Origin of the sequence: Tessaracoccus sp. ZS01 (assembly GCF_022342445.1) — a bacterium.
In the GTDB taxonomy this organism is placed as follows: Bacteria; Actinomycetota; Actinomycetes; order Propionibacteriales; family Propionibacteriaceae; genus Arachnia.
Map to the genome: position 1 here is coordinate 24,266 of NZ_PQFE01000006.1, position 14,971 is coordinate 39,236.

At 68.4% G+C, this 14,971-nt stretch carries 11 protein-coding genes; 6 read left to right on the forward strand and 5 right to left on the reverse strand.

Translation table 11 applies throughout. The annotated features are described in order from the left end of the window. Window positions 1-9: 9 nt before the first annotated feature. Window positions 10-1,173, reverse strand: a complete 1,164-nt coding sequence (xylA, locus tag C3E87_RS07910; RefSeq protein ID WP_233120763.1) for a xylose isomerase — start codon at window positions 1,171-1,173, stop codon at window positions 10-12. A gap of 152 nt (window positions 1,174-1,325) precedes the next feature. On the opposite strand from xylA, the gene C3E87_RS07915 reads away from it, so the two are divergent. From C3E87_RS07915 to mnhG, 6 genes are read left to right on the forward strand one after another with little or no spacing between them, the layout of a single operon-like run. Then, on the forward strand, window positions 1,326-4,226 hold the full coding sequence (locus C3E87_RS07915; protein WP_076061388.1) for a Na+/H+ antiporter subunit A: 2,901 nt from the start codon (window positions 1,326-1,328) through the stop codon (window positions 4,224-4,226). After that, on the forward strand, window positions 4,223-4,657 hold the full coding sequence (locus tag C3E87_RS07920) for a Na(+)/H(+) antiporter subunit C (RefSeq protein ID WP_076061390.1): 435 nt from the start codon (window positions 4,223-4,225) through the stop codon (window positions 4,655-4,657). Before C3E87_RS07915 ends, C3E87_RS07920 begins: the two co-directional genes overlap by 4 nt. Beyond that, entirely contained in the window at window positions 4,654-6,210 is a 1,557-nt protein-coding gene (locus tag C3E87_RS07925) for a Na+/H+ antiporter subunit D (protein WP_076061392.1), read from the forward strand. The genes C3E87_RS07920 and C3E87_RS07925 overlap by 4 nt, the downstream gene beginning before the upstream one ends. Further along, window positions 6,207-6,806, forward strand: coding sequence for a Na+/H+ antiporter subunit E (locus C3E87_RS07930; protein WP_076061394.1), 600 nt, complete (start codon window positions 6,207-6,209; stop codon window positions 6,804-6,806). The genes C3E87_RS07925 and C3E87_RS07930 overlap by 4 nt, the downstream gene beginning before the upstream one ends. Further along, complete coding sequence (locus C3E87_RS07935; RefSeq protein WP_076061396.1) at window positions 6,803-7,114, forward strand: monovalent cation/H+ antiporter complex subunit F; 312 nt, start codon at window positions 6,803-6,805, stop codon at window positions 7,112-7,114. Before C3E87_RS07930 ends, C3E87_RS07935 begins: the two co-directional genes overlap by 4 nt. Then, on the forward strand, window positions 7,114-7,473 hold the full coding sequence (gene mnhG / locus C3E87_RS07940) for a monovalent cation/H(+) antiporter subunit G (RefSeq protein ID WP_076061399.1): 360 nt from the start codon (window positions 7,114-7,116) through the stop codon (window positions 7,471-7,473). The genes C3E87_RS07935 and mnhG overlap by 1 nt, the downstream gene beginning before the upstream one ends. A 100-nt stretch (window positions 7,474-7,573) precedes the next feature. Here mnhG and C3E87_RS07945 read toward each other — a convergent pair whose 3' ends face one another. The 4 genes from C3E87_RS07945 to C3E87_RS07960 form a co-directional block, all read right to left on the reverse strand. Next, a complete protein-coding gene (locus C3E87_RS07945; protein ID WP_083665495.1) occupies window positions 7,574-11,896 on the reverse strand; it encodes a LamG-like jellyroll fold domain-containing protein in 4,323 nt (1,440 codons plus the stop codon). A 173-nt stretch (window positions 11,897-12,069) separates the two neighbouring features. Then, window positions 12,070-13,116: a LacI family DNA-binding transcriptional regulator gene (locus C3E87_RS07950; protein ID WP_076061582.1), complete on the reverse strand. Its 1,047-nt coding sequence runs from the start codon at window positions 13,114-13,116 to the stop codon at window positions 12,070-12,072. Window positions 13,117-13,157: 41 nt separating this feature from the next. Continuing rightward, window positions 13,158-14,024: a carbohydrate ABC transporter permease gene (locus C3E87_RS07955; protein ID WP_076061404.1), complete on the reverse strand. Its 867-nt coding sequence runs from the start codon at window positions 14,022-14,024 to the stop codon at window positions 13,158-13,160. Beyond that, window positions 14,021-14,938 (reverse strand): carbohydrate ABC transporter permease, encoded by a 918-nt coding sequence (locus C3E87_RS07960; protein WP_198928248.1) that lies wholly within the window; start codon window positions 14,936-14,938, stop codon window positions 14,021-14,023. The genes C3E87_RS07955 and C3E87_RS07960 overlap by 4 nt, the downstream gene beginning before the upstream one ends. Window positions 14,939-14,971 lie beyond the last annotated feature (33 nt).

Consider the following 14,971-nt stretch of genomic DNA (forward strand, 5'->3'; position numbering starts at 1 on the left):
GTCGGTCTCCTAGCCCTTGAGCAGGTGCCGCAGCGCTGCCTGCTGAAGCTCGACGAAATGATACTCGCGGGCGCCCTTCTCGGCGGGATCCGGCATCTCGGCCTTGCGCAGGTCCGCGATGGTCTCGCCCTCGGCGAGGGTGGGCTCCGCGAGCTCGAAGATGGAGGCCTTCTTCATCAGTTCCTGCACCTCGGGATCGGCGCGGAAGGCCTTGGCGCGGTCCGCGAGCATCGTGAAGGCCTCCATGTTGGCCTTCGCGGAATCCCAGATGCCCTCGACGCCCTCGGTGCGGCTCGGCTTGTAGTCGAAGTGGATCGGGCCGTCGTAGCGCGGCGCGTCGGGGCTGGCAGGGAAGCCGTTGACGATGAGGTCGACGGTGAAGAAGGCGCTCATGAGGTCGCCGTGACCGAACACGAGGTCCTGGTCGTACTTCAGGCCCCGCTGGCCGTTGAGGTCGATGTGGAAGAGCTTGTCGCAGTACAGCGCCAGCCCGAGGCCCTGGGTGTAGTTGAGGTTGGCCATCTGCTCGTGGCCGACCTCCGGGTTCAGGCCCACGATGTCGCCGTGCTCGAGCGTGTTGATCAGGCCCAGCGCGTGCCCGATGGTGGGCAGGAGGATGTCGCCGCGCGGCTCGTTGGGCTTGGGCTCCAGGCCGATGCGCAACCCGTAGCCCTGCTCCTTGATGTAGCCGGCGACGGTGTCGAGGCCCTCGGCGTAGCGCGCGTGTGCCGCGTGGTAGTCCTTGGAGCTGTCGTACTCGGCGCCCTCACGCCCGCCCCACATGACGAACGTGCTGGCACCCATGTCGGCGGCGATGTCGACGGCGTGCAGGATCTTGCGCAGCCCGTAGCGACGCACGGAGCGGTCGTTCGAGGTCAGGCCGCCGTCCTTGAACATGGGGTGGCTGAAGGTGTTGGTGGTGACCATCTCGATGGTCAGGCCGGAAGCGTCACACGCCTCCTTGAACTTGGCCAGCCGCTTGGCGACGGTGGCGTCGTCGGCATCGAACGGGTAGACGTCGTTGTCGTGGAAGGTCACACCCCAGGCGCCGAGCTCGGCGAGCTTGTCGGTGTAGTACCAGGGGTCGAACTCAGGCCGCGTGTCGCTGCCGAAGGGATCGGTGCCACGCCAGGCCACCGTCCAGAGACCGAAGGAATAACGAAGATCAGACACGGGACTCTCCTCCATTGGATTTGTTTTCTGAGAAAACAATATCAGCACGACCCCAGACACGACAACCGGCATCGCCGAACTTTGAGAGCCCTTTGCCACACCCGATAAGCTGACCCCGCCACCAAGAACCCAAACCCGAGGGGAGCTCTGGCGTGCTCTATGCCCTGATCGCCGTCCATGCGATTCTGGGCGCCCTCACGCCCCTGATCGTGAAGCGGATGGGAGCCCGTGCCTACTTCATCCTGGCGCTCGCCCCGTTGGCCGCAGGCATCTGGTTGGTCTCCAAGGCGCCGCTGATCCTGGCGGGCCGCCCCTACGTCGAGGCCTACGGCTGGATCCCGGCGCTCGACATCGATCTCACGCTGCGCCTGGGCCTGCTCCAGTGGGTCCTGGCGATGATCGTCACCTGGATCGGTGTAGGTGTCCTGATCTACTCCCGCTGGTACTTCGAGGGCCTCACCAGCGGCCGGTCCGCCGCGGTGCTCACGCTCTTCGCCGGCACGATGCTGGGGCTGGTCACCGCGGACAACCTCGTGGTGCTGTACGTCTTCTGGGAACTGACCACGGTCTTCTCCTACCTGCTGATCGGCCACGACCCCACCCGCCGCGCCAACCGCGGCGCCGCGCACACCGCGCTGGTCGTCACCACCACGGGCGGTCTGGCCATGCTGATCGGCATCATCGCCCTCTGGAGCGCCTCCGGCACGTTCTCGCTCGAGCAGATCGTCGCCAACCCGCCGACGGGGGTCCTCGCCACGGCGGGCGCGCTCCTGATGCTGGTGGGTGCCCTGTCGAAGTCGGCGCTCGTGCCGTTCCACTTCTGGCTGCCGGGTGCGATGGCGGCGCCCACGCCCATCTCCGCCTACCTGCACGCCGCGGCCATGGTGAAGGCCGGCGTCTACCTCGTCGCCGTGCTGGCCCCCGCGTTCGCGACAGTACCGTTCTGGCGGCCGGCCGTGATGCTGCTGGGTACCCTCACGATGATCATGGGTGGCTGGCGCGCGCTGCGCCAAACAGACCTCAAGCTCCTGCTGGCCTACGGCACCGTCTCCCAGTTGGGCTTCATGGTGCTGCTGGCGGGCATCGGCACGGAGGCCGCCGCGCTGGCGGCCATCGGCACCGTGATCGCGCACGCGCTGTTCAAGTCCACGCTGTTCCTGTGCGTCGGCCTCATCGACCACTCCGCCGGCACCCGCGACATCCGCGAGCTCAGCGGTGTGGGGTACCGGGTGCCCTGGCTGGCGGTCCTCGCGGGCCTCGCGGCGCTCTCCATGGCTGGTATGCCGCCGTTGGTGGGCTTCCTCACGAAGGAGGCGGCGTTCGAGTCGATCGTCTACCTCGTCGTCGGCGACATCCAGGCGGTCACACCCCTGGCCGCGGCGGCGCTCGCCGTCGCGCTGGTGTTCGGCTCCGCCATCACCGTGGCCTATTCGCTGCGTTTCTGGTGGGGCGCCTTCGCCTCCAAGGACGGCGCCCCGGCGCTCAGCTGGCACCGTCCGGCCCTCGGCATGGCCGGCGTGCCGATGTTCCTGGGCGCGCTCAGCCTGGTGCTGGGGTTCCTCGGCCCCCAGCTCACCGACATCCTCACCCCCTACGCCGCCCAGGTCGGGCACGGGCAGCCCGGCCACGGCCTCGCGCTGTGGCACGGCGTCACGTGGCCGCTCGGCATGTCCGCGATCGCGGTGGCTGCCGGCGTGCTTCTCTTCGTCTTCCGCGAGCGGATCGCCGACATCCAGGGCACGTTCCCGACGACCACCACGTCGGAGGAGATCTTCCACCGCTCGATGCACGGGCTGGACCGGATCTCCGTCGAGGTCACTGCACGCACCCAGCGCGGCTCGCTGTCGATCTACCTCGGCACCATCCTGCTGGTGATGGTCGCGCTCTCCACCTACGCCATGCTGCGCATCCGCATCTGGCCCACCTACCGGCTCTTCGACAGCTGGCCACAGCTCCTCGTCGCGGCCGTGATGGTGACCGCCGCGGCGTTGGCCGCCGCCTCCCGAGGGCGCATCCGCGCCGTCCTGCTCGTCGGCGTCACCGGCTATGGTCTGGCGCTGCTCTTCGCCATGGGCGGGGCGCCGGACCTGGCGCTCACCCAGGTCCTCGTCGAGACCGTCACGGTGGTGGTGTTCGTGCTCGTCGTGCGCAAGCTGCCGCGCTACTTCACCAACCGCCCGTTGAGCTCGACGCGCTGGTGGCGCGTGCTGATCGCGCTGGCCGTGGGCATCACGGTGACGCTCATCTCGCTGGTCGCCGTGGGCGCCCGCGTGGCGGAGCCAGTGTCGAAAGCCTGGTACGAGGCCGCCTACGAGTTCGGCTACGGCAAGAACATCGTCAACGTCGCGCTCGTCGACATCCGCGCCTGGGACACGCTCGGCGAGATCTCCGTGCTCGTCATCGCCGCCACCGGCGTCGCGTCCCTGATCTTCCTCCGCTCCCGCGTGGTGGGGATCACCTCGACGGCCCAGGCCTTCGAATCACGCGAGGACGAGCCGCAGGCGGACAGCTCTCCGGGCGTGTGGCTGCGCGCCGGCCAGACGCTGTCGCCGATGGTGCGCTCGCTGGTGTTCGAGGTCATCACGCGGATGCTGTTCGGCGTGATGATCGTGGTGTCGGTCTACCTGCTGCTCGCGGGCCACAACTGGCCAGGCGGCGGCTTCGCCGGCGGTCTGGTGGCGGGGATGGCGCTGATGACGCGCTACCTCGCCGCCGGCCGCCACGAACTGGACGAGGCCGCCCCGTTCGACGCCGGACGCCTGCTGGGCGGCGGGCTCATCCTCGCCCTGCTGGCCGCCATCACCCCCGTGTTCTTCGGCGGCAACATCCTGCAGAGCTACGACGCCCACCTCACCATCCCCCTGCTCGGCGAGCTCCACCTCGTGTCCTCGACGGTCTTCGACATCGGCGTGTACCTCGTCGTGGTCGGCATGCTGCTCGACGTGGCCCGCAGCCTCGGTTCCGGCATCGACCAGCACGCCTCCGAGGAGATCGCCCCCATGCCCATCCCGGATTCCACCAAGGCCATCCCCGGTTACGGAGAGCGCCGATGACAGCCAACCTCGTCCTGGCCATCACGGCCGGCGCCCTCGTCGCGGCAGGCGTGTACCTGCTGCTCGAGCGCTCCCTCACCCGCATCCTGCTGGGCGTCATGGTGGCCAGCAACGGCGTGAACCTGATGTTCCTGGTGGCGGCCGGCAAGCCCGCGTTGGCGCCGATCATCGGCCTCGGCGACTCCGGCGCGGAGGGCGTCTCGGACCCGTTGCCCCAGGCGATGGTGCTCACAGCGATCGTCATCACCATGGCGGTGGCGGCGTTCGTGCTGACGCTCGCCTACCGCAGCTTCCAGCTGCACGGGCACGACGAGGTGGCCGACGACGTCGAGGATGCACGCATCCGGCAACTCGCGCTCGACGATGTCACCTCTGAGTCCTACGAGGACACCACCTTCTCCGACACCGGCGCGGACGTGGTCAGCGAATGATGCTCCACAACCTCCTCCCCCTGCCGGTGCTGCTCGCCATCGGCGGCGCCGCCATCGCGCTGGCCCTCCCCCGTCGCCCAGGGCTCCAGCGCCTGGTGTCGATCCTCAGCCTGAGCGGCATCGTCGCCCTGGGTGCCCTGTTCATGTGGCTCACCCACGCCAACGGCCCCATGGCCCTCTGGCTGGGCGCCTGGGCCGAACCCCTCGGCATCTCGCTGGTGGTGGACCGGCTGAGCGCGCTCATGCTGTTCGTCGCCTCCGTCATCGCCCTGGGCGTCCTCCTGTTCGCCACCGGCCAGGACAGGGACGAGGTCAAGCGCGAGACCCCCGTCTCGATCTTCCACCCCACCTTCCTGCTGCTGATGGCCGGAGTCTCGAACGCGTTCCTCGCGGGTGACCTGTTCAACCTGTTCGTCGGCTTCGAGATGCTGCTGTTCGCGTCCTACGTACTGCTGACGCTGGGTGGCACGTCGGACCGGATCCGGGCGGGCACCACCTACGTCGTGGTGTCGCTGCTCAGCTCGTCGCTGTTCCTGATCTCGATCGCGGCCATCTACGCCGCCACGGGCACCGTCAACATGGCCCACCTCGCCGTCCGGCTGCGCGACCTCACGGAGCCGGTCCAGCTGCTGCTCGAGGTGCTGCTGATCGTGACGTTCGCCATCAAGGCGGCGGTCTTCCCGCTGTCGTCGTGGCTACCGGATTCCTATCCGACGGCGCCGGCCCCCGTCACCGCGGTGTTCGCCGGGTTGCTGACCAAAGTGGGCGTCTACGCCATCATCCGCACAGAGACCCTGCTGTTCCCGGCGGACACCGTCTACAACGTGCTGCTCGTGGCGTCCCTGCTGACCATGGTGCTGGGCATCCTCGGCGCCATCGCCCAGGTGGAGATCAAGCGAATGCTGTCCTTCACGCTGATCAGCCACATCGGCTACATGATCTTCGGCATCGCGCTGGGCACCGACGCGGGCCTGGCCGCCACCATCTTCTACACCGCGCACCACATCACCATCCAGGCCACGCTGTTCCTCGTGACGGGGCTGATCGAGCGGCGCGGCGGCACGTCGTCGCTCGACGGGCTGGGCGGCCTGCTGAAGGTCGCCCCGCTGCTGGCGGCGCTGTTCTTCATCCCGGCCATGAACCTGGGTGGCATCCCCCCGCTGTCGGGCTTCATCGGCAAGCTCGGCCTGCTCCAGGCGGCCGCCGAGGTGGGCACCCCGCTGGCCTGGACCGTGCTCGCCGGCGGCGTGCTGACCAGCCTGTTGACGTTGATGGCGATGGCCAAGGTCTGGAACCGCGCGTTCTGGGGGGTCACCCCCGCAGAGCAGCGCCGGGCAGAGGCCGCGGCCCACGACCTCGATCCTGATGAGATCGCGGATGAGGACACCCGCCCCATGCCCCCGCTGCAGGTGGGCGCCACCATCGGGCTGATCCTGTTCGGCCTGGCCCTCACAGTGTTCGCCGGCCCGCTCTACGAGTACGCGCACGCTGCCGCTGCGGCGCTGCGTGACGGGTCCTACGTGCAGGCAGTGCTGCCGGGAGGTCTGCGATGATCGCCAGATCCCGTGTCCCCTGGGCCGAGCGGCTCACGTTCCGGCCCCTGTCGGTGCTGTCCATGGCCACCGTCTGGGTGCTGCTCTGGGGCAGCGTCTCCCCCATGGTCATCGTGTCAGGGCTCCTGCTGGGCTACGTGGTGGGCATCGTGCTCCCGCTCCCCCCCGTGTTCTGGAAGGGTCACCTCCGGCCGGTGGGCATCCTGCGGTTGATAGGGCACCTGGTCTACGACCTGGCCGTGTCGTCCATCCGCGTGTTCCTGCTCGCGTTCCACCGGAAGGTCGACCTGCGCGCGGGCATCGTGCGGATCGACCTCATCACCGACAACGACCTCTACCAGGTGCAGGTGGCCGAGATGATCTCACTGGTGCCCGGCACCGTCGTCGTCGAAGTGGTGCGCAACCCGCGCCGCCTCTACCTGCACGCCATCCAGTTGCACGGCGACGACCCCATCGGGCGGGTGCAGAAGATGGCCGTCGGCGTGGAGTCGCGGGTGGTGCGCGCCTTTGGTTCCCGCCGCGAGATAGAGGACTTCAACGCCGCGCTGCACCACCACCCGGCCCCCGACGCCCTCGACCTGGAGGTCGAACCATGATCCTGGCCACCAACATCATCCTGTCGGTCGCGGCCGTGCTGCTGACCGTGGCGGCGTTCATCGGCGTCAACCGGATCGCGGCGGGCCCTTCCCAGCTCGACCGCTCCGTTGCGGCAGACCTCATCGTCGCCGTGATGGTGGCCTCGCTCGGGCTGTGGGTGGTGTGGACGGACATGTCCACGGAGCTGATGGTGCTCGTCCTGCTGTCGATGCTGGGCTTCACCAGCGCCGTGTCGGTGGCCCGCATGGTGTCGGACCGGATGCTGCAGCGGCACCGCTACAACCGGCAGCGGAAGGAGCGGGTGTGATGGACACCGTCTTCGACTTCATCAGCGCGCTGGCCATCCTGGTGGGGGCCATCCTGTGCTTCGGCGCCGCCGTGGCCCTCGTACGGTTCCCTGACCTGCTGGGAAGGATGCACGCCATCACCAAGCCGCAGGTGCTGGGGCTGATCTTCGTCTCCGTCGGCATCGCGCTCAGCCTCCGCACCTGGTGGGCCCTGGGATTGTGCCTGCTGATCATTGCGCTGCAACTCCTGACGGCTCCCGTCTCGGCGAGCATGGTGTCGCGCTCGGCCTACCGAAGCGGGCTGACGGATGATTCGGAACTCCTGGTCAACCACCTGGCCGAAGACCTCAAGGACGCCGGCTTCCGCCACCTGGACTGAGACGGTCGCGGGGCCACCTGCGCAACCATCGGGGGGCGGCCGAGCCGCTCAACAGACGAGGTGGCCCGCCGCCTCGGGAGGGAGGCGGCGGGCCAGTTGCTCAGGAGATCCTGAACCGCGTGATGTTGTTGAACACCCAGTCCTCCGTCACGCGGTAGGACCAGACACCATCCGCGCCCTGGGTGCCGGCCACCAGGCTGGCACGCGCCCAGGACCTGCAGGCGTTCCGGCCGGTCTGTGGGGTGTCGCACTCCGTCTTCCAGCGGCGCCCGTCAGCGGCCGTCCACTCGCCAGCCTTCCCCAGCGGATTGCTCGCCCACTGGGCGCGCGTCATGTGCGGAAGGTAGGTGAGGTTGTTGAACACCCAGCGGTTGGTCTGGACGAAACGCCCGCCGTCGATGGTGACGGTGGTAGCCCAGATGTCGGTGCGGCAACGAATGGTCTGCGAGTACGGCTCGCACTGCGTGTGCCACCACCTTCCGTTGACACTGTGGAATCCGGGCGTGGAGTAGAGGTCGCCTGACTGTGCCGGGCGCGTAACCGTCACCGTCGCCGTGGGCTGCGGCGACGGATCCACCGTCGGCTCCTCGCTGGGCTCCTCCGACGGCTCCTCGCTGGGCTCCTCCGACGGCTCCTCCGACGGCTCCTCGGTGGGAACCGGCGTCGGCGCAACGCCGATGACGAACGGCGCGACGGCGATCCAGTCGACGTCGGGCGCGATGGCATAGCCGTCCAGGATCACGTCGTCGTGCGTGCCCCACTCGGCACCCTCGTCGATGAACAGCGTTGAGCGGGTGTTGCCGAAGGTGATGGCACCGTCGTCGGTGGTCAGCGACAGCGGCATGACCGCCTCCCAGAAGTTGAGCTCGCTGTAGGTGTAGCGGAACGTGGTGCGCCCCGCCAGCCCCTCCTGGCCGTCCTCCGACGCCTGCAGGCCGAGGTCGACCACCTGCGGGTTGTAGTCGTGCGTGCCCTCGATGTCGTCGTTGGAGTAGCCGATGACGACGTCGTACTCGCCCGCCTCTGCGAAGCCCGCGAGCCGCGGAATCGTGAACGTGCCCTCGTTGCCCGGGTTGGCGTCGGTGATGCCGAGGCCCTTGACGAACCCGTCACCGCTGCCGGTTGTCAGCGCCGAGTCGAACCCAGAGGTCCGGGCAGCGCCGCCAAGTTCCACCACGTCGAGGTCCTCGGCCTCGATCCGGACGATCTTGGCGTCCGCGGACACGTTCCTCACCGTGCTGAGCGACGCAACCCGCGCCTCGCCGTCGGCGAACAGCTCCACCTCGGTGACGCCCTCGGGCAGGTGGACGGTCACGGTGGGGTCTGCGCCGTCGGTGAACACGGCGGCGGTTCGCCCGTTCACCCGCAGCTCCAGCTCGGCGCCGGCGCTGCCGTGCCACTCCGCGGTCAGGTCGTAGTAGCCGGACTCGTGGTTGGACAGGTAGGCGTCCGCGCGCTGCCCGGCCGCCAGCGTGGCGTGGCCGTCGTCGAGTGCGGCACCGTCGAACAGCCGGAAGTTGCTGGCCGGGTAGGCCAGTTCCTCGGTGTTGGCGGTTTCGCCCACGCGGACGAGCTCGAATCGGTCGAGGGTCACTCCCCCCGCCTCGCCTGCACCGGGCAGGAGGGCGGCGCCGTCCTGGCTGGTGCGCAGGCTCAGCGTCTGCTCACCCGCCTCCAGATCCACGTACACCTCCGCGCTGCCCCGGGCCACCGTCGCGACGTTGCTGGGCTTGATCGCATTGGCGCCGTAGGTGACGGTGGTGGCGAACTCGTCATCGACGAACAGCGCGTGCCGCGCGACGATACCCGGCGTAGCTCCCAGCACCTGAAGCCGGTAGCGGCCGGCCTGCTCGACGTCGACCGTCCAGTCCGCGCGGGAACCGAGCTCGGAGAAGCCCGCGACGTCCTGGTTGTTCGACGCGCGATACCCGCTGGGGGTGCGGACCTGGGCGTCGGTCAGGAAGGCCTGCTCGGCCTCCAGGAGGTGGCGCTCGGCCTGCCCTTCCAGAGCGGCCTCCGGGTCGACGTCGCCGGCGGGGGTGACGATGACCTGGTAGGTGCTGCTGTCGTTCTGCGACGGGATGCGCAGCTGCAGTTCACCGTCGACGATCGCGACGTCATTACCGGCAGCCACCACGCGGGGGGCCGCAGCGATGCCGTCGGTGCCGCTGACGAGGTTCTCGCGTACCTCGTAGTCCACGACGGTGCCGAACACGTCTTCGGCCAGGCCGGTGAGCCGCAGCCCGCCGTCGTTGCCGTTCGCGAGGCCGCCGACGATGACCTGGGCCCTGTGGGCGTCCTCGTCGATGGCCGCGATGGCGTTTTGCTCACCGGTGACCACCTTGACCGTGTCGGACCCGGTGAGGTCGCCATACCACTTGAACAGCCACCAGCCGCCGTTGCCGGCGTTGACCTTGGCGTAGTTGTCCGAGAGCGTGCCGGAGGCGGTCCAGTACGCGGTCTGGGCGTCCACCTTGGCTGCCTCGAAGCTGGCGAACCAACGAAGCAGGTTGGCCGGCGAGCTCATGTCGCTGGAGGCGCCCCACTCGGTGATGTTGACCTCGGGGACCTCGTCCCTGGTGAGGCCCAGCTGCTGCGCGTACTGGCGGAACAGGCCCGCGCGGACGGGCAGCCACTGGTAGCCGCGCAGCTCGTGCCAGACGTAGATGTCCGGGACGGTGTCTGTCTCGATGGCCATGTCCAGGAAGGCCTTGATGTTGGCCTCGCCGCGCCAAGCCGCATCACCCGGGCCGGCGATCCGCGGCCGCTCCAGCCCGTGCTTGGCGTAGGTGTCGGTGATGACGTTCCACGCCGCCTCCCAGTCGGTCTCTCCGTTCGGGGTGTAGCTGTCTGGCTGGCCACCCTGGTGCATGTAGCGGTCGTAGAGGGAGTCGCTGTTCAGCCACTGCAGGTCCACCTCGTTGAACGGGATGAACACGTACTTCTCCGGGTTCTCCGCCTCGCGCGCGATGGCGTCCACGACAATCTCGAGCACCTCGAGGTAGTCCCAGGCGCCGTTGGGCTCCGGGGCGTACTCGCCGGTCAGGATGCCGTCGTCGCCGCGGACGTAGCTGCGGTCGTCGCCCGGCCGCTCGCCTCGGTTGTAGGGCCAGTCCGGGTAGTAGTCCTGGGTGTAGACGTAGAGGTCTTGGCCGTGCTTGTCGAAGAAGGTCTCCTCGATGTTGAACGCGTCACCGCCCGGGTGCTGCGTGCCGTACGGCGGCTTCTGGGAGACGTTGGTCATGGCCGCGCCGTTGACGATCGCCCGCGTCGGGGACTGCTCGTCCCCCAGGCCGTAGAGCGTGCCCGAGGCGCCACCCCGGAACGCGCCGGTGTCTTGGGAGAAGTCGACGACGACGTCCTGCAGCGGCCGCGCCTCCACGCTCACGCGCGCGACGAGTGGCTCGTCCCAGCCGGAGATCCAGCCCTGCACCTCGAAGGTGTTGCCGGGTGTGGCGAGCTCCGACGGTGGCACCTGGTCCCAGGCGATCGGCGCCTCGGTGGCGAACCCGGATTCCGTCACCACAGACGCGGTGACGGGCAGCTGCGGGCTGACGGAGGCCGGCGTCGATACCTCGAAGACCGCCTCATCCACGGAGGCGATGCCGCCCACGTAATCGGTGAACAGCGTCGAGACCTGCTCTGCGTTCAGCGCGGCCCCGTAGACAGCGAAGTCATCGAACTCGCCGCCGAAGAGCGCGGCCCACTGCGGCGCCCACGGCACGGTGCCGATCAGGCCTGAGCGGGTGCTGTCCGGCTCGCCGAGCTTGGTGAAGTCGAGCGGCACGGCCACCTTGGAGACCAGACTGCCGTTCATGTAGTAGAACAGGGACTCGCCGTCCGCGACGCTCGTCAGGTGCACCCACGTGTTCGACGCCAGCGGCTCGTTGGCCACCGCCTTCACCTCGGAGCCCGAGTTCGCGACCGCCTTGGACTGGCCGCCCTCGTTGGGCTGGTAGTAGACACCCCAGTTGTTGGCAGGCAGGGCGTCGCTGCCGACGATGTAGGCCCAGGGCAGCTGGTTGGCGTTCGCGCCGTTCCAGTTGATCCAGGTGGAGACCGTGATCGCCTCCATCCCGTCGAACAGGCCCTTGGGGATCTCCAGGTACGGCTTCCCCGCCTGCGAGGTGTTCTGCGCCCCGCCGGGGAACTTGCCCGAGGCGCCGAGCTCGGCGGTGGGGCCGGTGCCGCGCGGCAGGGACTCGGCTGCGACGACGCGGGCGTCGAACGCGCTGCCCAAGGTGCCCTCGTTGGCGATGCTGGCAGCGGCGGTGTCGCTGTCGAAGGTGTAGAGGAGCAGGGGGTCCGGTGACTCCTCCGCCACCGCCATCGGCGCGTGGACGAGGTGCGGACCCACCAGGGCCAGGCCGAGGGCCGCTACGCCCGCGGCCCGGGCCCTGCTGGAAGCAGTGGGAAATGGCATGGGAAACCTCTCTGTCGAAACTTCTCTGTCCGGCGAAAGTTGATTGCCGCCACCGCGGCGACGGGGTGGATCGATGGGGAGACTCGGTTCGTGATCGACCTTGATAACGTTTTCAAGCCCACGCTACGAGACGAGCGGGGTCAGGTCAACCGTTTCTTGAAAGCGTTATCAGACTAGTTGGTGCGGGGCGGGGCGGTGCTCTCGCGGATGATCACGTCGGGGGTCGTGGAGACCAGTGGGCGCTCCTTGGCGCCGTGGATCTGCTTCTTCAGCAGCTCCCAGCCGCTGCGTCCCATGTCCGCGAACTCCTGGCGCGCGGTGGTCAGCGCGGGGTGCCACAGCGAGGACAGCGGGTGGTCGTCGAAGCCCACGACGCTGACGTCCTCGGGCACCCGGAGCCCCTTGTCCCGCAGCCCGGCCATCACGCCCATGGCGATCTCGTCGTTGCCACAGAACACGGCGGTGACGTCGTCCCGCTCCGCGATGACGTGCCCGACGCCGCGACCCGACTGCGGGTCCCAACTGGCCTCGAAGAGCTCGGGGACTTCGCGCCCGGCGTCCTTGAGCGCCCGCCGCCACCCGGCGGTACGGCCGTCCTCGCGCCGGGACGGTGGAATCCGGACGTGGTGCACCGTCTCATGACCGAGTCCGAGGAGGTGCTCGACCAAGTGCCGTGCGGCCACGGACTCCCGGATCACGGCCTGCGCGTACGACGTGTCCCGCACGCCCGAGAGCGCCACCACCGGCATCCAGTCGGGAATACGCTTGATGGCGGCCACACCGGGCGGGTCGAACTTGAGGACGGCGACACCTGCGATGGCCTGCGAGAGCACCAGCGAGATACCGGTAGTCAGCGACTCCTCGTCGGCCTCCTCGATGACGGTGAAGGTCACGACGTAGCCGTCGGCCCGGGCGGCCTCCTCGAGCCCACGGATGGTCTCCGCGTAGCCGTAGCGCGAGGTGTTGCCCACGACGGCGGCGATCACCTTGGGTTTGCCGCCAACCAGCACCCGCGCCGAGGCGTTCGGCGTGAAGTCCAGCTCCTGGATGGCGGCGGCAACGCGTTCGCGCTTGTCAGCGCGGACATTGGCGCTGCCGCTGAGGAATCGGGACACCGTCGGCACCGAGACACCCGCCAACAGGGCGACGTCCTTCATGGTGGCCGGCACGCGGGCGGCAACGGCAGGATCCTGCCCGCTCGCCGCCGCACTGGTCTCCATGACTCCGAAGCGTAGCGAGGCCGTGGACGTCCTGGTGACCATCACTTCACCGCACCTCCCGTGATGCCCGAAACGATCCGCCGCTGGGCGACGATGAACGTGATCAGCAGCGGCAGGCTCATCAGGATGATGAACGCGAAGATCAGGTGCCAGTTGTTGAGGTAGAGGCCGGCGCTGGCCACCTGGAACAGGTTGAGGGGCAGCGTGTCCACGCGGCCGCCGATCACGAACAGCGCGTAGAACACGTCGTTCCAGATGTAGAGGCACAGCATGATCGTGGTGGTGGCGAGCACCGGCACCAGCAACGGCAGGATGATGGTGAAGAAGATCCGCAGCGGCTTGGCGCCGTCGACGCGGGCAGCCTCCTCCAGCTCCACGGGGATGGTCCTGACGAATCCGGTGATGAGGAAGATGGCCGTGGACAGGTACATGCCCATGTAGACGCCGACCATCCCGGGCACGGTGCCCGCCAGGCCGAGCTGGCGCAGAAGCAGCACAATGGTCACCACGGCGGGCGGCAACACGACGCCGCTGATGGCGAGCGTGTACAGCACCGCCATCCACCGCTCAGCCCGACGGGCCAGCACCCAGGCGGCCAGCGAGCCGAGGATCAGCACGCCCACCACCGCCGGCACCATGATCAGCAGGCTGCCGAAGAAGCCCGCGAGCATCCGCCCCTCGGAGAAGACGGTCGCGAAGTTCTCCAGTAGCTGCCACTGGCTGGGCAGCGCCAGGTTCGGGTTCAGCGCCTCTGCCTGGTTCTTGCCTGCGGTGACCACCACCAGCCAGAAGGGGACCCCGAGCAGGAGCGCCGTGATGGCCACAACTGCCAACTGGTGCGCAACCCGTCCGGGCTTGATGCGGCGCCGGGTGGCGACCGAGGGCTTGGTAGGAGTGTGGGCGGTCACAGGACTTCCTCCCTCTTGCGGAGGTAGCGCACGACGGGGAAGGCGATCAGCGTGACGGTGAGGAACAGGATGAGGCTCATCGTCGTCGCCTGGGCGAACAGCCCCTGCCCGAAGGTGCGGAAGATGAAGATGTTGAGCAGTTCGGTGGTGCCGCCGGGCCCACCTTCGGTGAGGGCCTGCACCACGTCGAAGCCGTTCATGGAACCCAGCAGCGCCGTGGCCACGTTGAACGTGACAGCCGGGGCGAGTAGCGGGAACCGGATCTGGACGAAGGTCTGCCACCAGCTGGAGCCGTCGATGCGTGCAGCCTCGAGGACGTCCTCGCTGATGGTCTTCAGCCCCGCGAGGTAGATGAGCATCGACAGACCCATCCACTTCCAGGAGTGCACCAGAGCCGCCACGACGATGGTCCAGGTGGTGCTGCCGAGCCACGCGACGGACACGTCGAGGCCGGTGAGGACCGACAGGATGCCGTTGAGTGCGCCGTCGGGCTTCAGGATCGCCCGGAAGATGTAGCCGACCGCGAGGGCGGACATGATCACCGGGATGAAGAACAGCACCCTAGCGGTGCGGTTCAACCAGGTGTCGCGCTCGAGCAGCAACGCCAGCATCAGGCCGAACAGGTTCTGGAAGACCGCCACCAGCGTCGCGTAGACGAGCGTCACCTTCAACGCGTTGAGGAGCGAACCGTTGCCGAGCAGGGAGCTGAAGTTGTCGAACCCGGCGAAGTTGATGTCCGACTTGAAGCCGGACCAGTCGGTGAAGCTGTAGACGAAGTTGAACAGCGTGGGCACGAAGAAGAACACCACGAGGACCGCCAGCGCGGGCACGAGGAAGACCGCGGGGTGGTCCGTGCGGCGCCCGTGACCGGCGGCCTGTCCCGCGCGGGTCCGCTCGGCGAAGAGTGTGGACATGGGTTTCCTTCCGGGAGGACCGGGTGGGCGGTA

Bases quoted from the DNA above. Each gene is read 5' to 3' on its own strand.
- mnhG (WP_076061399.1), top strand. From the start codon at position 7,114: ATGGACACCGTCTTCGACTTCATCAGCGCGCTGGCCATCCTGGTGGGG.
- C3E87_RS07930 (WP_076061394.1), top strand. From the start codon at position 6,207: ATGATCGCCAGATCCCGTGTCCCCTGGGCCGAGCGGCTCACGTTCCGG.
- C3E87_RS07960 (WP_198928248.1), bottom strand. From the start codon at position 14,938: ATGTCCACACTCTTCGCCGAGCGGACCCGCGCGGGACAGGCCGCCGGT.
- C3E87_RS07945 (WP_083665495.1), bottom strand. From the start codon at position 11,896: ATGCCATTTCCCACTGCTTCCAGCAGGGCCCGGGCCGCGGGCGTAGCG.
- C3E87_RS07950 (WP_076061582.1), bottom strand. From the start codon at position 13,116: ATGGAGACCAGTGCGGCGGCGAGCGGGCAGGATCCTGCCGTTGCCGCC.
- C3E87_RS07920 (WP_076061390.1), top strand. From the start codon at position 4,223: ATGACAGCCAACCTCGTCCTGGCCATCACGGCCGGCGCCCTCGTCGCG.
- C3E87_RS07925 (WP_076061392.1), top strand. From the start codon at position 4,654: ATGATGCTCCACAACCTCCTCCCCCTGCCGGTGCTGCTCGCCATCGGC.
- C3E87_RS07935 (WP_076061396.1), top strand. From the start codon at position 6,803: ATGATCCTGGCCACCAACATCATCCTGTCGGTCGCGGCCGTGCTGCTG.